Below are 19,223 nucleotides of genomic sequence, written 5' to 3' on the forward strand. Positions count from 1 at the left end.
GGAGATTTGATGGCTTACTCAGTACAAAAGTCGCGCCTGGCCAAGGTTGCGGGTGTTTCGCTTGTTATGTTGCTCGCGGCCTGTAGTTCTGACTCGCGCTATAAGCGCCAGGTGAGCGGTGATGAATCCTATCTGGAGGCCGCACCGCTTGCTGAGCTTCATGCGCCAGCTGGGATGATTCTGCCGGTTATGTCAGGTGATTATAATATCCCGGTAACCAACGGTAGCGGTGCCGTGGGTAAAGCGCTGGACATTCGCCCACCAGCTCAGCCGTTAGCGTTAGTCACTGGCGCTCGTACCCAGATCGCAGGTGATACGTCGACATTACTGGTGGAAAATGGTCGTGGCAACACGCTGTGGCCACAGGTCGTTAGCGTCATTCAGTCTAAAAACTACACGATCGCGAAACGTGATGATGCCAGCCAGACGTTGACCACCGACTGGGTTGACTGGAACCGTCTGGATGAAGACGAGCAGTACCGTGGACGTTATCAAATCTCGGTTAAACCGCAGGGCTATCAGCAAGCGGTAACGGTGAAACTGACTAACCTCGAGCAGGCGGGTAAACCTGTAGCCGATGCGGCATCTATGCAGCGTTACAGCGCTGAGATGATGAACGTTATCTCTGCTGGTCTGGATAAGAACGCCACAGATGCTGCGAATGCCGCGCAGAACCGCTCTGCAGCAACCATGGATGTTCAGAGCGCCGCCGACGACACTGGTTTACCAATGCTGGTGGTGCGTGGACCGTTCAACGTGGTGTGGCAGCGTCTGCCGGCAGCGCTTGAGAAAGTGGGCATGAAAGTGACCGACAGCACCCGTTCTCAGGGCAGCATCGCCGTGACCTACAAACCACTGTCTGATAGCAGCTGGCAGGAACTGGGCGCAAGCGATCCAGGTTTAGTGTCTGGCGACTATAAACTGCAGGTCGGTGATTTAGATAACCGCAGTAGTATGCAGTTTATCGATCCGAAGGGGCATACCCTGACGCAAAGCCAGAACGACGCGCTGGTCGCCGTCTTCCAGGCAGCGTTCAGTAAGTAAAAATGAAGGGCTGGATAACTCCAGCCCTTTTTTTCTGATATGATACGCAAACGTGTGCGTCGGCAGAAAAACGCAATATTTATCGTTAATTCACACCCAGGAGTAATAAAGATGCAAAAGCAAGCTGAGTTGTATCGTGGTAAAGCGAAGACCGTATACAGCACGGAAAACCCGGACCTGTTGGTGCTCGAATTCCGCAATGATACGTCAGCAGGGGATGGCGCGCGCATTGAACAGTTTGACCGTAAAGGCATGGTGAATAATAAGTTCAACCATTTCATTATGACTAAACTGCAAGAAGCGGGCATTCCTACCCAGATGGAGCGACTGCTTTCCGATACCGAATGTCTGGTGAAAAAACTGGAGATGGTACCGGTTGAATGTGTGGTGCGTAACCGCGCGGCGGGCTCACTGGTTAAGCGTTTAGGCGTTGAGGAAGGTATTGAACTGAATCCGCCGCTGTTTGATCTGTTCCTGAAAAACGATGCTATGCACGATCCAATGATTAACGATTCCTATTGCGAAACTTTTGGTTGGGTGAGCAAAGAGAATCTGGCGCGTATGAAAGAGCTGACCTACAAAGCGAACGACGTGCTGAAAAAGATGTTTGATGATGCGGGCCTGATTCTGGTCGATTTCAAACTTGAGTTTGGCTTGTATAAAGGTGAAGTGGTGCTGGGCGATGAATTCTCACCGGACGGTAGCCGTCTGTGGGACAAAGAAACACTGGATAAAATGGACAAAGATCGCTTCCGCCAGAGCCTGGGCGGTCTGATCGAAGCCTATGAAGCCGTCGCGCATCGCCTGGGTGTCAAGTTAGACTAATTCCCCTTTGAGCCGGCGATCGCTCACCGGCTCATCAATCTCGCCGATTTTGATTACTGTTTCTTATGGTAATCCTGTTCCGAACCGCCTACGATCATCATCATAATGAATAAAAAGTTGAGGTGATTATGCGCTGGCAAGGGCGTCGTGAAAGTGACAATGTAGAAGACAGACGAAACAGCTCCGGCGGCCCTTCTATGGGCGGGCCTGGTTTTCGTTTGCCCAGTGGTAAAGGCGGCATCATCCTGCTGATAGTGGTGCTGGTCGCAGGTTATTATGGCGTGGATCTCACCGGATTAATGACCGGTCAACCCGTTTCCCAACAGCAATCATCACACTCCATCAGCCCAAATGATGATGAAGCGGCAAAATTTACCTCGGTGATTCTGGCCACCACGGAGGATACCTGGGGACAGCAGTTTGAAAAAATGGGCCGGACCTATCAACAGCCGAAGCTGGTGATGTATCGAGGCGCTACGCGTACCGGATGCGGCGCAGGCCAGTCCGTGATGGGCCCGTTTTACTGCCCGGCGGATGGCACCGTGTACATCGACCTCTCCTTCTACGACGATATGAAAAACAAGCTGGGCGCCGATGGTGATTTTGCTCAGGGCTATGTTATCGCCCATGAAGTGGGCCACCACGTGCAGAAACTGCTGGGTATTGAACCGAAAGTTCGTCAGATGCAACAGAATGCCTCACAGGCTGAAGTGAACCGTCTTTCCGTGCGTATGGAACTGCAGGCGGATTGCTTTGCCGGCGTCTGGGGCCATAGTATGCAGCAGCAGGGCGTGCTGGAGTCCGGCGATCTGGAAGAGGCGCTGAACGCCGCGCAAGCTATCGGTGACGATCGCCTGCAGCAGCAAGGACAAGGCCGCGTTGTACCGGACAGTTTTACCCACGGAACTTCTGAACAGCGCTTTACCTGGTTCAAACGCGGCTTTGACAGTGGCGATCCGGGGCAGTGCAATACTTTTGGAAAAGGCATTTAAGAGACAGAGGCAGGGATGTCTGATAACACGGCGCTGAGGGCGTTAACTGAACAGATGACCCGCGAAGGCATCCGCCGTCTGCTGGTTATCAGCGGCGAGGATAGCTGGCGTCAGGCGCAAGCATTAGCGCTACGCAACGCGTTACCCGGTGACTGGCTATGGGTAGGGGCGCAAGCCCCTGCTGAGCCGAACTGTACGCCGCAGGCGCTGCAAACATTACTAGGGCGTGAATTCCATCATGCAGTTTTTGACGCCGGGCAGGGATTTGACGCTGCGGCGTTTGCCGCCTTAAGCGGCACGCTGATCGCCGGCAGCTGGCTGGTGTTGCTGACTCCCCCCTGGCATAGCTGGCACACGCATCCTGACGCGGATTCACTGCGCTGGAGTGACTGCGCTGACCCGATTCCAACGCCGTATTTTGTTGAACACGTCAAACGGGTCATTTCCCGTGATGGACAGGCTTTGCACTGGCAGCAGCATCAGCCTGCTACATATCCCCACTTTGCTGCTCGCGCCGACTGGCACGCGGCAACCGGTGAACCTCAGCCTGAACAGGCGCTGATTTTATCGCAGTTACTGACTATGCCTTCTGGCGTGGTTGCCGTGACGGCCGCGCGTGGTCGGGGAAAATCCGCGCTGGCGGGGCAACTGATTGCACGTATCAACGGGACTGCTATTGTTACCGCGCCAGCCAAAGCGGCAACCGATGTGCTGGCGCAATTTGCCGCAGAACGTTACCGTTTTATGGCTCCGGACGCGTTGTTAAGCAGTTCTGCAACCGCAGACTGGCTTATCGTTGATGAAGCCGCCGCAATCCCCGCGCCGCTACTGCATCAGTTAGTCGCGCGTTTTCCCCGCACGCTATTAACCACCACCGTTCAGGGCTATGAGGGAACCGGCAGAGGCTTCTTGTTGAAATTCTGCGCCCGCTTTCCCCATCTTCGACGTTTTGAGTTACAACAGCCCGTACGCTGGGCGCTGGGATGTCCGCTGGAGAAAATCGTCAGCGATGCGCTGCTGTTTGACGACGAAACGTTTACGCATGCCCCGTCGGGCGATCTCCATTTCAGTGCATTTGGACAACAGTCCTGGCATGACAACCCGGCGCTGCCGGTAGCGGTATATCAACTGCTTTCCGGGGCGCACTATCGCACTTCGCCACTGGATCTGCGGCGAATGATGGACGCGCCTGGCCAGCATTTTCTCCAGGCATCGTGTGCAGACTCGGTGGCGGGCGCCGTCTGGTTGGTGGATGAAGGGGGACTGTCTGCGGAATTAAGCCAGGCCGTTTGGGCAGGATATCGCCGACCACGAGGAAATCTGGTTGCACAGTCACTGGCGGCGCACGGCGGTGATCCGTTGGCGGCAACGCTCATTGGACGGCGGGTAAGCCGAATTGCGGTTCATCCTGCTCGCCAGCGAGAAGGTATCGGGCAGCAGTTGATTATGCAGGCCCGGCATTACTCCACGCAATGTGACTATCTGTCAGTCAGTTTTGGGTATACGGTCGAACTCTGGCGTTTCTGGCAGCGCTGTGGTTTTGTTCTGGTGCGAATGGGCAATCACCGCGAAGCCAGCAGCGGGTGCTATACCGCCATGGCGTTACTGCCCATTAGCGAAGCGGGAAAACGCCTCGCCGGGCGCGAACACCTGCGTCTGCGGCGTGATGCGGAGATCCTTACGCAGTGGAACGGTGAGGGCATTCCGCTGGCCCCGTTGAAAGAGTCTACGCTTAATGAGGATGACTGGAATGATCTGGCCGGATTTGCCTTCGCCCATCGGCCATTACTGACGTCGCTTGGCTGTCTGACTCGTCTGCTTCAGCACAGCGAGTTACCTCTCCCGGCCTTGCGGGGCCGCTTACAGGCTAAACGCAGCGATGCCGAATTGTGCCAGCAGTTGAAGATCCCCGGGCGTAAAGCACTGCTGGTCGTTCAGCGGGCCGAGGCGGTGCAGGCGTTAAAGCAGCTGGATGCTGAACGTATACAGCGGCTACAAAATCGCATTATGCAATGGCAAAATTTTCACTAACTTCTTCAATTTACTGACATGGTCATTGCGGTTAAGCGGCGTAGAATGATTCTCATCAGTTAAGGAGATCGCCATGAAACATGACCATTTTGTTGTTCAAAGTCCTGATAAACCCGCTCAACAGCTACTGCTGCTGTTTCATGGCGTCGGCGATAACCCGGTTGCCATGGGCGAAATCGGCTCCTGGTTTGCACCGCTGTTTCCGGATGCGCTCATCGTCAGCATTGGCGGGGCTGAGCCTTATGGTTCTGCTTCCGGACGTCAGTGGTTTTCGGTTCAGGGCGTAACGGAGGAGAACCGGCAGGCGCGTGTTGACGCCATTATGCCGGTCTTTATTGAAACCGTGCGCTACTGGCAAAAACACAGCGGCGTTTCACCGCAGGCTACCGCGCTGATTGGTTTTTCTCAGGGGGCGATTATGTCGCTTGAGAGTATTAAAGCCGAGCCGGGGCTGGCATCGCGGGTCATCGCCTTCAATGGTCGCTACGCCACCTTACCAGAGGTTGCAACCACGGCTACGACGGTACATTTGATTCACGGCGGTGAAGACCGGGTGATTGAGTTATCTCACGCCGTTGCTGCGCAGGAAGCGTTAATTCGCGCCGGTGGAGATGTGACGCTGGATATCGTCGAAAATCTGGGGCACGCCATTGATGAACACAGCATGCAGTTTGCGCTCGATCATCTGCGTTTTACCGTACCGAAACACTACTTTGATGAAGCGCTGAGCGGTGGTAAGCCTCACGATGATGATGTGATTGAGATGATCTGATTGATCACAGTAGGCCGGATAAAACGCGAAGCGTTGCCATCCGGCACTTAATACCCGGTAGCGCTAATGCTTACCGGGCCTACGGAACTTATCGGCCTGGAAATTATTTCTTCGGTTGATCCTTGTTTGGCCAATCGTCGTCGTCCCACTTATCGTTAAAGTCACGATGCGGGGGAAGCTCCGGCTTATTGGCGAGATATTTCTTAGGGTCGACACGCTTGAGATCTTTAATCACGTTCAGCAATACGCCTACCAGAAACACCAACACTAAAATCCACCAGTATTTTGCCAGCCAGTCCATGCTCATTTCCTCTTACAGGAACACTCATCAGGCGACGAGTTGCTCCATGATACGTTGATACATACGGGCCAGCAGTTGCAGGTCGGCGGCATTAACGCATTCATTAATTTTATGAATGGTCGCATTGACCGGCCCAAGCTCTACTACCTGTGCCCCCATGCGGGCAATAAAACGCCCGTCGGATGTCCCGCCTGTAGTCAGTAACTGCGGTTTAATTTCATTATAGTGCTCAATGGCGTTCACTACTGCATCCACCAGTTTACCGCGTGCGGTCAGGAACGGCTGACCGGAGAGCCACCAGTCGACGGTATAACGCAGTTGGTGTTTATCCAGCAGTTCCAGCACCCTGGCTTTAATCATTTCATCGGTTAATTCGGTGCTGAAACGGAAGTTGAACTGAATAAAGAGCTCACCCGGGATAACATTGTTGCTGCCGGTTCCTGCCTGAATATTGGCAATCTGCATGCTGGTCGCCGGGAAGAACTCGTTACCCTGATCCCACTCGATCGCCACCAGTTCATTGAGCATAGGTGCTGCGCGGTGTACCGGGTTATCAGCCAGATGCGGGTAGGCTACGTGCCCCTGCACGCCGTGAATGGTCAGGTTGCAGGTCAGTGAACCACGACGACCATTTTTCACCACGTCGCCAACGATTTCCGTGCTGGACGGCTCGCCAACCAGACAATAATCGAGGCGTTCGTTCCGCGCCATGAGCGCTTCAACCACCTTCACGGTGCCATTTTTGGCGCTGGCCTCTTCGTCAGAGGTTATCAGGAATGCCAGGCGGCCCTGATGATTAGGATGTTGGGCGACAAAGCGTTCTGCGGCCACGACCATCGCCGCCAGCGAACCTTTCATATCGGCAGCGCCACGCCCAAACAACATGCCATCGCGAATGGTCGGTTCAAACGGCGGATTAATCCAGCGATCGACATCGCCGGCAGGCACTACGTCAGTGTGACCGGCAAACGCCAGAGTCTCACCTTTACCGCGCCATGCCCAAAAATTCTGTGTGTCACCAAAATCCATTCGCTCAACGGTAAAACCTACCGCGCGCAGGCGTTCAATCATTAACGCCTGGCACCCGGCATCATCCGGGCTCAGAGAAGGACGGCGAATAAGCTGCTGAGTCAGCTCAATAACCGGGCACGACATAGATTACACCTCATTAAAAAACTGCGTATAACTGGAATCACTGAAACCAAGCAGCATAGGCTTACCCGGCTTGCAGAGCAATGGGCGTTTGATAATTGCAGGCATTTCAATCATCAACGCGGCGGCTGCGTCCGCAGTAGTGATTTGGCTACGCGTGGCTTCATCCAGTTTTCGCCAGGTGGTTCCACGCGTATTGAGCAGCGGCTCCCAACCTAATTCGCTGATAAAGGACTGTAATAGCGTGTTGTCCAGGCCGTCGACGCGATAATCATGGAAGCGGTAGTCGATCCCTTGTTCTTCTAACCAGCGTCTGGCTTTTTTAATCGTATCGCAATTCTTAATGCCGTAGAGAGTAATCATCTGAATCCTTATTGATGGAATTTGAATATTTATGCCTATGTTTTGTGAACATGAATAATACATATTGTCATTCAGGCGTTATAGAGAAATATAACATTGTTGAACAAGGGTGAATAATGATTCCTGAAAGTTCCAAAACTATCGTATAAATGAAAATCAGAATTTGCCTGTTTGCATCAGCCTGTTTTTCCATCAGAATTGTCAAAGTAGTAGATGATGTATGAATATTTCAAAATGTTGCAGTAAGTCACATAAAATTTATGGGTTTAGCGCATAGTGATCACATATACCCCAAACACGGGAGGATGTAATCACAACCATCGGTTAAATGATCTTCTTTTGATGATGATGATTTCGTAGAATGCTCATAATAATAAGAGAGGTTGTTATGATTGAACGTGAACTGGGGAACTGGAAAGACTTTATCGAAGTCATGCTTCGTAAATAATTTTCTGGAAGAAATTCATATCCTGCAAAGGATAAAAAAAGGCGACTCAACGTAAGTCGCCTTTTTTGTGTCCGATTATTCTGGGCGTGGCTTCAATGGGAAGCGTCGACGGACCAGCACAAAGAACAGGGGAACGAAGTAAATTGCCAGGATTGTGGCTGAAATCATCCCGCCCATTACGCCGGTCCCCACCGCATGTTGACCGCCGGAACCTGCGCCATTGCTGATGGCCATCGGCAACACCCCAAAGATGAACGCCAGCGACGTCATCAGAATCGGGCGTAAGCGCTGGCGACAGGCATGCAGCGTGGCATCAAGCAGATCGTGTCCTTTCTCGTTCATCTCATTGGCGAATTCAACAATCAATATCGCGTTCTTCGCTGAGAGTCCGATAACGGTTAATAACCCGACCTGGAAATACACATCGTTTTCCAGACCGCGCATCCAGGTGGCCAGCAGCGCGCCAATAACCCCCAGCGGCACGACCAGCATGACGGAGAAGGGCACCGACCAGCTCTCGTACAGCGCCGCCAGACACAGGAACACGACCAGCAGAGAGATGGCGTACAGGGCAGGGGCCTGAGAACCCGACAGTCGTTCCTGATAAGACATCGCCGTCCATTCCAGGCCAAATCCGGTCGGCAATTGGCGGACCAGCGACTCCATCACGTCCATCGCCGTACCGGTACTGACGCCGGGCGCGGCTTCACCGACAATCTCGACGGCAGAATAGCCGTTATAACGCTCCAGGCGCGGTGAGCCGGTTTCCCAGCGCGAGGTGGCAAAGGCCGAGAAAGGCACCATGCCGCCGCTATTATTGCGAACGTACCACAGGTTGATATCGTCCGGGAGCATGCGGTATTTTGCTGCCGCCTGGACGTAGACTTTCTTCACGCGGCCGCGGTCCATAAAGTCGTTAACGTAGCTGGAGCCCCAGGCCGTTTGCAATGTGTCGTTGATGTCGTCAATGGACACGCCCAGCGCCTGGGCTTTGCGCTGATCGATATCAATTTGCAATTGTGGACTGTCGTCGAGTCCGTTATGACGAACGCGGGTGAGGGACGCGTCTTTCCCGGCCAGCTCAATCAGCTTGTCGCGTGCGGCCATTAACGCGTCATGGCCCGCGCCGGCGTGATCCTGCAGTTCCATATCAAAACCAGCCGAACTTCCGAGGCCGCTAATGGCTGGAGGGCTGCTGGCGAAGACGCGAGCCTCTTTAATCTTATTAAACGCTTTGGTCGCGCGTTCGATGATGGCGAAGGAGGTCCCGGTGGTGGTGTCACGCTCATCCCAGTCTTTTAAACGCACGAACATACGCGCCACGTTTTGTCCGTTCCCGCCGGGGCCGGATCCTACCGTGGAAAAGACCGACATGATGTTGTCTTTTTCGTGGGTGAAGTAATACTTCTCTACTTCCTCTACCACTTTCAACGTTTGTTGTTGGGTGGAGCCGCTGGGGAGCTGTATCGAGGTGGTAAACATTCCGCGGTCTTCCAGCGGCAGGAAGGAAGTCGGCAGACGCAGGAACAGAAAGACCATACCGCCGAGCAGCAGAACGTAGATCAGGATCCAGCGCAGGCTGCGATGCAGGATCCGGGCAACGCCTTTTTCGTAGCGTTCGGCATTGCGGTTAAACATGCGGTTAAACCAACCGAAGAAACCGGTCTGCCCGTGTTGTTCGCCTTTATGCAGCGGTTTAAGCAGCGTGGCGCACAGCGCAGGGGTGAGGATCATCGCCACCAGAACGGATAGCACCATCGCGGAAACAATGGTAATCGAGAACTGGCGATAAATAGCCCCGGTAGTGCCGCCGAAGAAGGCCATTGGGATAAACACCGCCGACAGTACCATGGCGATACCGACCAGCGCGCCCTGGATTTGTCCCATCGATTTTCGCGTGGCTTCACGCGGTGAGAGGCCCTCCTCACTCATAATACGCTCGACGTTTTCCACTACCACAATGGCGTCATCCACCAGCAGGCCGATCGCCAGCACCATCGCAAACATGGTTAACGTGTTCACGCTATAGCCAAAGGCGTAGAGCACGGAGAAGGTACCCATCAGCACGACGGGAACGGCGATGGTGGGAATCAGCGTGGCGCGGAAATTTTGCAGGAACAGGTACATGACCAAAAATACCAGCGCGATCGCTTCCAGCAGCGTTTTTACCACGTCGATAATTGAGGCTTTTACGAAGGAGGTGGTTTCATACGCCACCTTATATTCCAGCCCGTGCGGAAAATATTGCGACAGCTCGTTCAGGCGGTTAATAACCAGCGTTGCCGTTGCCATTTCATTGGCGCCGGAGGCCAGCTTCACGCCCAGACCGGAGGCGGGATTACCGTTAAAGCGGCTGAGATAATCATACTTTTCAGCCCCCATTTCGACCGTCGCCACGTCGCCCAGTTTAACTTCCGAACCATCCTGGTTAACGCGCAGAGTAATATCGCGGAATTGATCCGGAGTCTGCAGCAGCGACTGGGCATTAATCGTCGCATTCAGCGCCTGTTTGTCCACTGAAGGCGTGCCGCCAAGTTGGCCGACGGCAATCTGCGCATTCTGTGACTCGATAGCGTCGGTCACATCTTTGGCGGTCATCTGGAAGCTGTTAAGTTTGGCCGGGTCGAGCCAGATACGCATGGAGTATTGTGAACCGTAGGCGTCGATATCCCCCACGCCGTTTATACGACTGAGCGGGTCCTGAATATTACTCGCCACATAATCGGCGATGTCCTGCTTATCCATGGAGCCATCGGTAGAGACGAAGGCGATGGTCAGAATATTGGTATCCCCGGTTTTGCGTACCGTGACCCCTTGATCCTGTACCGCCTGCGGCAGCTTACGCATTGCCGATTGCAGTTGGTTTTGCACCTGCTGTACAGCTTCATCAGGATCGGTCCCGGCGACAAAACTCAGCGTAACCGTCGCCTGGCCTGTCCCGCTGCTCTGTGATGACATATACATCAGATTATCGAGACCGGTCATATTCTGCTCGATGACCTGGGTCACGGTGTTTTCCAGCGTTTGTGCAGATGCACCAGGATAGTTGGCGGTTACCCGCACGTTGGGCGGGGCCAGATCGGGATATTGCTCAACGGGTAGCGAAAAAATAGCCAGGGCTCCTGTCAGACACAACAGGATAGCTAACACCCAGGCAAAAATGGGGCGATCGATGAAAAAATTCGCCATTAAAAGGGGACCTCGTGTTTCTGCGTATCGTTATGGGTATGACTTGCTTCACTTTAGCGGCAAGGTACGGGGCAAACGTGGAGAAAAAAAGAAGATAATGTAAATTATCATGCCCGTTTACAGCATACCTTTTGTGCCAGCGCCGTCAGATCTGGATCCAGACCCGACGGCGCTTTGCGGTTCTTTACGTTAGCTTACTGTCGGATTCAGCCGAACGAAAACTGATGCTTACCAGCGTTCCCCCACCGGAGGGCTGCGAGAAGGTCAACGTGCCGCTCAGTCTTTCCGCTCGCTCACGCATAATATTTAATCCATAGTGCCCGGTAGGCTCATGCGGTTCGCCAATGCCGATGCCGTTATCGCGAATATAAACCGTATGATTGCCATCCGGCGCGGTGACGCAACTGACGGCAATTTCGGTTGCGTTAGCATGCTTAATTGCGTTCAGCACCGCTTCACGAACAATCTGCAGCAGATGCACCTGCATTTGCGCATCCAGCGCCAGCGTAGGCAACCGGCAATCGAGCACCAGTTTAGCTGAGGTCTGATTTTGCAGCGTTTCCAGCATTTCATGCAGGGCGGAGGGTAAATCGGCCTGCTGTAAGGTCAGACGGAAGGTGGTCAGCAGCTCGCGCAGTTGACGATAGGCATCATTCAGCGCCTGAGAGAAATCCGCCATAATACTTTGCGCCGGAGCGTTATCCTCTGGAATCGAGCGCTTCAGCAGCGTGAGCTGAATGCGTAGATAAGAGAGCACCTGCGCCAGCGAGTCGTGCAGTTCGCGTGCAATGGTCGCGCGCTCTTCCATTAACAACAGCTGCTGAAAATGTTTTTGCGCCTGGTTGAAGTACAACCCGCGTCCCAGCATAGAAGATACGCTGTTGAGCAGCGGGGTCGAGGCATTGACGTTTGGACTTTGCCAGTGCAGTTCGCCGTAGACGGTTTCCTGCATCGTGACCGGCAGGATTTGCATTGGCAGCTCGGGGCTTTTGCTCCCTTCACTAATCCGCCAGTTATCACCGACGGTAAGCTCCAGGAAATATGCGGCGTCATGTTCGCGGACAATCTGTAAAATATGGCGGAAGCAGTACACATCAATCTGACTGGTATTGAGCGCCTGAGAGCACTGATACAGCACCTCCAGACGGCGATTGGCTTCGTGGAGATCGTGGGTTTTCTCTGCGACCGAGGCTTCCAGTGAACGGTACAGCTTGTGTAATTCACTCGACATCTGGCTAAAGGTCTTGCCCAGCAGCCCCAGTTCGTTGGGTAAACCGGTATCCAGCGGTGGGATATCAAACTGACCGTGCTCAATATGCTGGCTGGCCATTACCAGCTTATTTAGCGGCCGCACCACCTGCTGGCGAATGCGCCGCAGGGTAAAGAAGACGAGCGTGAATATGCCAATCCCGCCTGCCAGCGAAATACCAAAAACCAGCATCACTTTGCGTTCGGCGTAATGTTGCAACGCCAGCACGAAGAGATCGATTTGATCGACATAGTTATTGATATTGGCCTGGTACCATTTTAAATCGCCATCGATCAGACGGGCGTTCATTTCCAGCCAGTTTGCATGCAGTCGTCCATAGCGACTTTTCACCGCTTGCGGTACATACCACGCATTCAGATTTTGTAATGCCGACGAGTTTAGCGCCTGCTGGAAAAGTTGGCGGTGGGCATTAAGCTGCGGGCTTTGGCTTTGCAGATCGTAACCCAGACGGTAGCTTTGCATGCGCAATGAGCCAGCAACGTTGATGGCTTCAGCATCCCGCAAGCTGCTGGTCAGCGTGAGCAACGCAATACCCGTTGAGAGAATCGACAACAGCACGATGTAGAAAAAAGCCTTGGCCAGGCTGGCCGAGACCGGACGCTTTACCGTCACTTGTGCATCCTCACACAATACACGTCGCGCCTTGATACAGCCCGAACGATACGGTGTATTTGATAAATGTTAATAAAACGCCATGAAACTGGATGGTAACTGAAACACAATTTCATATGCGATGAAATAAATTGATCTGCCACAGGTTCTGGATAAATAGTTGTGCTTCCTGGGCAAATGAACATTGCCGCTTCCTTCCGTGTCGGTTAATAACAACAGTCATATAAAGAATAAGGTTTTTGCAACCAAAAAAGAAGGAAGCCATGAATCGTTTTATTATGGTCAATAGCCAGCAGTGCCTGGGTTGCCATGCCTGTGAGGTCGCTTGCGTCATGGCCCACAATGGCGAGCAGCATGTCCTGAGCCCGCGGCATTTTCAGCCCCGAATTACCGTCATCAAGCATCAGCAACAGCGCAGTGCGGTGACCTGCCACCACTGTGAAGACGCCCCCTGCGCCAGAAGTTGCCCAAACGGGGCAATCAGCCATGATAACGACAGCGTGCAGGTGAACCCGCAAAAGTGTATTGGCTGCAAATCGTGCGTCGTGGCCTGTCCCTTTGGCACGATGCAGATCGTACTCACTCCCGTGGCTAAAGGAAAGGTGAAAGCGACAGCGCATAAATGCGATTTGTGCCAGGGGCGTGAAGAAGGCCCCGCCTGCGTGAAAAACTGTCCGGCACAGGCGTTACAGCTGGTGACGGAAAACGCGCTTACCGGCCTGTCAAAAGCGCGCAGACTGCGTACAGCCAGTCTGGAGAGTCAGCCCTGGCACAGTAGCGCTACCGATTTTGTTCAGGATGCCATCACCAAACGTGAGCAAATGCAGGCGACGCCTGCGCGTGGTGAGCCAGATAAGCTGGCGATTGAAGCCCGAAAAACCAGCTTTGAAGAGATCTATCTGCCGTTTCGCACGGCGCAGGCGGAGCGGGAAGCATCCCGCTGTCTGAAATGCGGCGACCACAGTATTTGCGAATGGACCTGCCCACTGCATAACCATATTCCGCAGTGGATAGAACTGGTCAAAGCCGGGAACATCGACGCGGCGGTTGAGCTTTCTCATCAGACCAACTGCCTGCCGGAAGTGACCGGGCGCGTGTGTCCCCAGGACCGGCTCTGCGAAGGGGCATGCACGGTGCGTAACGAGCATGGCGCGGTGACTATCGGTAATATTGAGCGTTATATTTCTGACCGGGCGCTGAGCAAAGGTTGGCGACCGGACTTAAGCCACGTACAGAAAGTGGATAGGCGCGTCGCGATTATCGGCGCGGGTCCGGCAGGCCTGGCCTGTGCGGATGTGTTAGCGCGAAACGGCGTTAGCGCCACCGTATACGATCGCCATCCTGAAATCGGCGGTTTGCTGACGTTTGGCATACCGGCCTTCAAGCTGGACAAAACGCTGCTGGCGCGTCGCCGTGAAATCTTCAGCGCCATGGGCATTCATTTCGAACTTAACTGTGAAGTGGGTAGGGATGTGGCGCTGGCGACGCTGCTGGAAGAGTACGATGCCGTATTTGTGGGCGTGGGGACCTATCGTTCTATGAAGGCGGACCTGCCGAATGAAGACGCGCCGGGCGTTTATGATGCGCTGCCGTTCCTGATTGCCAACACCAAACAGGTGATGGGGTTGGATGAACTGCCTGAAGAACCGTTTATCGATACCGCCGGGCTGAACGTTGTGGTGCTGGGCGGAGGCGATACGGCGATGGACTGCGTGCGTACCGCGCTGCGTCACGGGGCAAGCCAGGTTACCTGCGCCTATCGTCGTGATGAAGCCAACATGCCGGGTTCGAAAAAAGAGGTGAAAAACGCGCGCGAAGAGGGGGCGAACTTTGAGTTTAACGTCCAGCCGGTTGAGCTGGTGTTGAATGCCGATGGACGAGTCAGTGGCGTGCGTTTCTTACGTACCCAGCTTGGCGAGCCGGACGCGAATGGGCGTCGACGCCCGGTGCCGATCGCCGGGAGTGAGTTTGTTATGCCCGCAGACGCGGTGATCATGGCGTTTGGTTTCCACCCGCACGGTATGCCGTGGCTGGAGGCGCATGGCGTTAAGGTCGATAACTGGGGACGCATTGCCGCCAACGTTGAGAGCGCGTACCGTTATCAAACCAGTAACCCGAAAATCTTTGCCGGCGGAGATGCGGTACGCGGTGCGGACCTGGTGGTCACGGCGATGGCTGAAGGGCGGCATGCTGCCCAAGGGATCGTCGACTGGCTGGGCGTAAAATCAGTCAAATCTCACTAGCCGAAGGTCAAGACAAACCCGGTTTCACGGCGTAGTATTATTTCTCACTTCTCGCCGTGGAGCCGGTATGTCGCAAAAAATTACCCTCATCAAAGATAAAGTCCTTTCTGATAACTACTTCATCCTGCGCAATATTACCTATGATCTGGCCCGAAGTAACGGTGAGGTGATTCGTCACAAGCGCGAGGTTTACGATCGCGGCAACGGCGCCACAATTCTGCTGTATAACGCGGAGAAGAAAACCGTGGTGCTCATCCGTCAGTTCCGCGTCGCGACCTGGGTCAACGGTAACGAAGACGGCCAACTGATTGAAACCTGCGCCGGACTACTGGATAACGACGAACCAGAAGCGTGTATTCGTAAAGAGGCGATTGAAGAGACCGGCTATGAAGTGGGGGAAGTGCGTAAACTGTTCGAACTCTACATGTCGCCGGGCGGCGTGACGGAGCTGATCCATTTCTTTATCGCGCAATACAGCGACAGTCAGCGGGCAAATGCAGGCGGCGGTGTTGAAGATGAAGATATTGAGGTTCTGGAGTTGCCGTTCACGCAGGCGCTGGAAATGATTAAAACGGGTGAGATCCGTGACGGCAAAACGGTGCTGTTGTTGAACTACCTGCAGTCGTCGCACCTTATGGATTAACCCTGAGTATTAATATTTCTTTACAAATAGACGGCCAATCCGACGATTCTTATTGAGCCACATCAGTCGCGCAAGGAAGATACCGCTTAGGCTGTGTGTTTTAATTCCGGGGTTGTACCGTCCATGCGCTATCGCGTCATTTTCATTTTTCTGCTCGGGCTGATTCCCGTCCGTTTGCTGTGGGCCGCGCCCGCGCAGCAGGCGTTTTCTGACTGGCAGGTGACGTGTAATAACCAGAATTTTTGCGTGGCGCGCAATACCGGAGAACATCACGGCCTGGTCATGACCCTCAGCCGCAGCGCCGGGGCGCACACCGATGCGGTGTTGCGTATTGAACTGGGAGGGCTGGAGCCTTCCCATGCTAAAGAGAGCGAAATTGCGCCGCGCCTGTTACTGGATGGCGCACCGCTTGTGCTTAGCGGTGAGCACTGGCGTATTACCCCCTGGCAACTGATGACCGATGATCCGGTCACTATTAGCGCATTTTTACAAACCGTACAGGACGCGAAGGCAATAACCCTGCAAAAAGGCGCGCAGAATCTTTCACTGATCGGATTAAAAGCCGCATTGCTGTTTATCGACGCCCAGCAAAAACGCGTGGGGAGCGAAACCGCCTGGATCGAAAAAGGTGATGAGCCGCCGCTCAGCGTACCGCCAGCCCCGGCCCTGAAAGGTGTGGCTGTCATTAACCCAACGCCAACGCCCTTAACGCAGCAAGAGCGCAGTGAGCTGCTGGATTATGGTAACTGGCGCATCAATGGTATTCGCTGCTCGATCGATCCACTGCGTCGCGAGATGCGCGTCACGGCCCTGACAGATGACAAAGCGCTACTGATGATCGGCTGTGAAGCCGGGGCGTATAACACCATCGATCTGGCGTGGATTGTTTCACGCGCAAAACCGTTAACCTCCAGTGCCGTCCGTTTGAGTCTGCCATTTAAAACGGATGCCGAAAGTCGGGATATGGAACTGACCAACGCCACGTTTGACGAGAAGTCGCGGGAACTGGTCACCCTCGCCAAAGGACGAGGGTTGGCTGATTGCGGTATCCAGACGCGCTGGCGCTACGACGGACAGCGGTTTCGCCTGGCGCGTTATGCTCAGGAACCAAGTTGCGATAACTGGCATGGGCCAGATGCCTGGCCCACATTGTGGATCACGCGTTAAGCACTTTATGCGCTTTGGCGACGATGTTATCTACCGTAAAGCCGAAGAACGGGAACAATTTATCTGCCGGAGCTGATTCTCCATAACCGGTCATGCCGACAATTGCCCCCTTTAGACCGACATATTTGTACCAGTAATCGGCAATGCCTGCTTCCACCGCCACCCGGGCGCTGACGTTTGCCGGTAAGACCGATTCCCGGTACGCCTCATCCTGAGCGTCAAAAATATCGGTCGAGGGCAGAGAAACCACACGCACGTTACGACCCTCACCGGTCAGTTTTTCCGCCGCCAGCAGCGTGATTTCCATTTCTGAACCGGTAGCAATCAAAATAACATCCGGTTTACCGCCGCTGTCCTTCAGCACATATCCCCCGCGGGCAATCTGCTGCACCTGTTCAGGTGTACGCTCAACCTGCGCCAGATTTTGTCTGGAGAGGATTAGCGCCGTTGGCCCGTCATGGCGTTCGACCGCCAGCTTCCAGCCTACTGCCGCCTCAACCTGATCGCACGGTCGCCAGGTGCTGAAATTAGGCGTCAGACGCAGGCTGGCGAGCTGTTCAACGGCCTGGTGCGTAGGACCATCCTCCCCCAGACCAATCGAGTCGTGGGTATAAACCATGATTTGTCTGGCCTTCATCAACGCCGCCATGCGCGCGGCATTACGGGCATATTCGACAAACATCAGGAACGTGGCGGTGTACGGCACAAAGCCACCGTGATGGGCGATACCGTTGGCAATCGCGGTCATGCCAAACTCCCGCACGCCATAGTGGATGTAATTTCCGGCGGGATCCTCTTTAAGCGACGTAGATCCTTTCCAAATGGTCAGGTTGCTCGGTGCCAGATCTGCTGAGCCGCCAAGCAGTTCAGGCAGTATCGGCCCGTAGGCGTTCAGGGTATTTTGCGAGGCCTTACGGGTGGCGATTTTGGCCGGATTAGCCTGTAAGTCGGTAATGTACTTCTGGGTCGTTTCTTCCCACTGTTCCGGTAGCCCGCCGCTCATTCGACGGGTAAATTCAGCCGCCAGCTGCGGGTGTGCTTGTTGATACGCCGCGAATTTCTCGTTCCAGGCCTGTTGCGCTTTCTCACCTTTTTCCCGTGCATCCCACGCCCGGTAAATCTCTTTGGGGATCTCAAAAGCAGGATGGTGCCACCCCAGCTTCTGTCGGGTTAGCGCCACTTCTTCTTCACCCAGCGCGGCGCCGTGCGCTTCTTCTTTCCCGGCTTTATTCGGTGAGCCAAAACCAATCACCGTGCGGCAGATAATCAGCGATGGCTTATCGGTAACAGCCTGCGCTTCCTGAATCGCTTTTTTCACCGCCTCAGGATCATGACCATCAATCTCATGCACCACATGCCAGTGATAGGCCTCAAAGCGTTTTGCGGTATCGTCGGTAAACCAGCCGTCGGTTTCGCCATCGATCGAGATGCCGTTGTGATCGTAGAAGCCGATCAGTTTGCCCAGTCCCAGGGTTCCCGCCAGGGAACAAACCTCGTGGGAAATCCCTTCCATCAGGCAGCCGTCGCCCATAAACACCCAGGTATAGTGGTTAACAATCTCATGATTCGGCTGGTTAAATTGCGCCGCCAGCGTGCGTTCGGCAATCGCCAGGCCAACCGCGTTGGCTAAACCCTGACCCAGCGGGCCGGTGGTGGTTTCCACGCCCGGCGTGTAGCCGATTTCCGGGTGCCCTGGCGTCTTCGAATGCAGTTGGCGGAAGTTCTTCAACTCCTCTAACGGCAAATCGTAGCCGGAAAGATGCAGCAGACTGTAAAGCAGCATTGAAGCGTGACCATTGGACAGAATAAACCGGTCACGATCGTACCAGGTGGGATCGGTCGGGTTATGGCGGAGGAAATCATTCCACAGTACTTCGGCGATATCGGCCATTCCCATTGGTGCGCCGGGGTGGCCTGAGTTAGCTTTTTGTACGGCATCCATACTTAGCGCACGAATGGCATTGGCAAGCTCTTTACGGGTCATAGGAAATACTCCTTGAAAAGTAAAGCGTTAGATGCGTGTGTTAATTCACACTTTTGGGAAAATTGCGGGCTGCACACGCAAAAAGCATAGCAGACAAGCATGGCATTGCTGGATTAAGCAGGTAACATGGCTGTTATAAGTTGATAACAAATTCTTTCTTTGAATGGCGAGAGTTTGGGGACCTTCA

15 protein-coding genes are annotated in these 19,223 nt (G+C 54.1%); 9 read left to right on the plus strand and 6 right to left on the minus strand.

Annotation, left to right across the window (positions count from 1 at the left end):
- The first annotated feature begins 9 nt into the window (after positions 1 to 9).
- The 5 genes from bamC to ypfH all read left to right on the plus strand — a co-directional run bounded on the left by bamC (position 10) and on the right by ypfH (position 5,664).
- Positions 10 to 1,044 carry an outer membrane protein assembly factor BamC gene (gene bamC / locus AC534G_RS06980; RefSeq protein WP_038642564.1) on the plus strand — a complete coding sequence of 345 codons (1,035 nt, stop codon included), beginning with the start codon at positions 10 to 12 and terminating at the stop codon, positions 1,042 to 1,044.
- A gap of 111 nt (positions 1,045 to 1,155) precedes the next feature.
- Entirely contained in the window at positions 1,156 to 1,869 is a 714-nt protein-coding gene (purC, locus tag AC534G_RS06985; RefSeq protein WP_003835086.1) for a phosphoribosylaminoimidazolesuccinocarboxamide synthase, read from the plus strand.
- A 128-nt stretch (positions 1,870 to 1,997) separates the two neighbouring features.
- Positions 1,998 to 2,861, plus strand: a complete 864-nt coding sequence (ypfJ, locus tag AC534G_RS06990) for a KPN_02809 family neutral zinc metallopeptidase (protein WP_085049253.1) — start codon at positions 1,998 to 2,000, stop codon at positions 2,859 to 2,861.
- A 15-nt stretch (positions 2,862 to 2,876) separates the two neighbouring features.
- Positions 2,877 to 4,892, plus strand: coding sequence for a tRNA(Met) cytidine acetyltransferase TmcA (locus AC534G_RS06995; protein WP_110497200.1), 2,016 nt, complete (start codon positions 2,877 to 2,879; stop codon positions 4,890 to 4,892).
- 73 nt (positions 4,893 to 4,965) lie between these two features.
- Entirely contained in the window at positions 4,966 to 5,664 is a 699-nt protein-coding gene (gene ypfH / locus AC534G_RS07000; protein WP_110497202.1) for an esterase, read from the plus strand.
- Between the two features lie 103 nt (positions 5,665 to 5,767).
- On the opposite strand, the gene AC534G_RS07005 is transcribed toward ypfH, so the two are convergent.
- From AC534G_RS07005 to AC534G_RS07015, 3 genes are read right to left on the minus strand one after another with little or no spacing between them, the layout of a single operon-like run.
- A complete protein-coding gene (locus AC534G_RS07005) occupies positions 5,768 to 5,965 on the minus strand; it encodes a hypothetical protein (RefSeq protein WP_069324474.1) in 198 nt (65 codons plus the stop codon).
- 27 nt (positions 5,966 to 5,992) lie between these two features.
- Positions 5,993 to 7,120, minus strand: coding sequence for a succinyl-diaminopimelate desuccinylase (dapE, locus tag AC534G_RS07010; RefSeq protein WP_038642554.1), 1,128 nt, complete (start codon positions 7,118 to 7,120; stop codon positions 5,993 to 5,995).
- Positions 7,121 to 7,123: 3 nt separating this feature from the next.
- Positions 7,124 to 7,480 (minus strand): ArsC family reductase, encoded by a 357-nt coding sequence (locus AC534G_RS07015; protein WP_110497204.1) that lies wholly within the window; start codon positions 7,478 to 7,480, stop codon positions 7,124 to 7,126.
- 388 nt (positions 7,481 to 7,868) lie between these two features.
- Here AC534G_RS07015 and ypfM point away from each other — a divergent pair, with 388 nt between their 5' ends.
- The gene (gene ypfM / locus AC534G_RS07020; RefSeq protein ID WP_001386977.1) at positions 7,869 to 7,928 is read left to right on the plus strand and encodes a protein YpfM; all 60 of its coding nucleotides are present in this window, start codon (positions 7,869 to 7,871) and stop codon (positions 7,926 to 7,928) included.
- Between the two features lie 75 nt (positions 7,929 to 8,003).
- On the opposite strand, the gene acrD is transcribed toward ypfM, so the two are convergent.
- Together acrD and narQ are read right to left on the minus strand one after the other, a co-directional pair.
- Positions 8,004 to 11,117: a multidrug efflux RND transporter permease AcrD gene (gene acrD / locus AC534G_RS07025; protein WP_069324476.1), complete on the minus strand. Its 3,114-nt coding sequence runs from the start codon at positions 11,115 to 11,117 to the stop codon at positions 8,004 to 8,006.
- A 184-nt stretch (positions 11,118 to 11,301) separates the two neighbouring features.
- Positions 11,302 to 12,999 (minus strand): nitrate/nitrite two-component system sensor histidine kinase NarQ, encoded by a 1,698-nt coding sequence (narQ, locus tag AC534G_RS07030; RefSeq protein WP_087856429.1) that lies wholly within the window; start codon positions 12,997 to 12,999, stop codon positions 11,302 to 11,304.
- Positions 13,000 to 13,262: 263 nt separating this feature from the next.
- Between narQ and aegA the strand changes: the two genes are divergently transcribed.
- The 3 genes from aegA to AC534G_RS07045 all read left to right on the plus strand — a co-directional run bounded on the left by aegA (position 13,263) and on the right by AC534G_RS07045 (position 17,052).
- Positions 13,263 to 15,242 carry a formate-dependent uric acid utilization protein AegA gene (gene aegA / locus AC534G_RS07035; RefSeq protein ID WP_110497206.1) on the plus strand — a complete coding sequence of 660 codons (1,980 nt, stop codon included), beginning with the start codon at positions 13,263 to 13,265 and terminating at the stop codon, positions 15,240 to 15,242.
- Positions 15,243 to 15,309: 67 nt separating this feature from the next.
- The gene (gene nudK, locus AC534G_RS07040; RefSeq protein ID WP_110497207.1) at positions 15,310 to 15,885 is read left to right on the plus strand and encodes a GDP-mannose pyrophosphatase NudK; all 576 of its coding nucleotides are present in this window, start codon (positions 15,310 to 15,312) and stop codon (positions 15,883 to 15,885) included.
- A 123-nt stretch (positions 15,886 to 16,008) separates the two neighbouring features.
- Complete coding sequence (locus AC534G_RS07045; RefSeq protein ID WP_069324479.1) at positions 16,009 to 17,052, plus strand: DUF1176 domain-containing protein; 1,044 nt, start codon at positions 16,009 to 16,011, stop codon at positions 17,050 to 17,052.
- Here AC534G_RS07045 and tkt read toward each other — a convergent pair.
- Entirely contained in the window at positions 17,042 to 19,036 is a 1,995-nt protein-coding gene (gene tkt / locus AC534G_RS07050) for a transketolase (protein WP_069324480.1), read from the minus strand. The genes AC534G_RS07045 and tkt overlap by 11 nt on opposite strands.
- Positions 19,037 to 19,223: the final 187 nt, after the last annotated feature.

This window comes from Citrobacter sp. CRE-46, assembly GCF_059615875.1.

Excerpts from the sequence above, each read along its gene's own strand:
- bamC (WP_038642564.1), top strand. The coding sequence starts at position 10 with ATGGCTTACTCAGTACAAAAGTCGCGCCTGGCCAAGGTTGCGGGTGTT.
- purC (WP_003835086.1), top strand. The coding sequence starts at position 1,156 with ATGCAAAAGCAAGCTGAGTTGTATCGTGGTAAAGCGAAGACCGTATAC.
- ypfJ (WP_085049253.1), top strand. The coding sequence starts at position 1,998 with ATGCGCTGGCAAGGGCGTCGTGAAAGTGACAATGTAGAAGACAGACGA.
- AC534G_RS06995 (WP_110497200.1), top strand. The coding sequence starts at position 2,877 with ATGTCTGATAACACGGCGCTGAGGGCGTTAACTGAACAGATGACCCGC.
- ypfH (WP_110497202.1), top strand. The coding sequence starts at position 4,966 with ATGAAACATGACCATTTTGTTGTTCAAAGTCCTGATAAACCCGCTCAA.
- AC534G_RS07005 (WP_069324474.1), bottom strand. The coding sequence starts at position 5,965 with ATGGACTGGCTGGCAAAATACTGGTGGATTTTAGTGTTGGTGTTTCTG.
- dapE (WP_038642554.1), bottom strand. The coding sequence starts at position 7,120 with ATGTCGTGCCCGGTTATTGAGCTGACTCAGCAGCTTATTCGCCGTCCT.
- AC534G_RS07015 (WP_110497204.1), bottom strand. The coding sequence starts at position 7,480 with ATGATTACTCTCTACGGCATTAAGAATTGCGATACGATTAAAAAAGCC.
- acrD (WP_069324476.1), bottom strand. The coding sequence starts at position 11,117 with ATGGCGAATTTTTTCATCGATCGCCCCATTTTTGCCTGGGTGTTAGCT.
- aegA (WP_110497206.1), top strand. The coding sequence starts at position 13,263 with ATGAATCGTTTTATTATGGTCAATAGCCAGCAGTGCCTGGGTTGCCAT.
- nudK (WP_110497207.1), top strand. The coding sequence starts at position 15,310 with ATGTCGCAAAAAATTACCCTCATCAAAGATAAAGTCCTTTCTGATAAC.
- AC534G_RS07045 (WP_069324479.1), top strand. The coding sequence starts at position 16,009 with ATGCGCTATCGCGTCATTTTCATTTTTCTGCTCGGGCTGATTCCCGTC.
- tkt (WP_069324480.1), bottom strand. The coding sequence starts at position 19,036 with ATGACCCGTAAAGAGCTTGCCAATGCCATTCGTGCGCTAAGTATGGAT.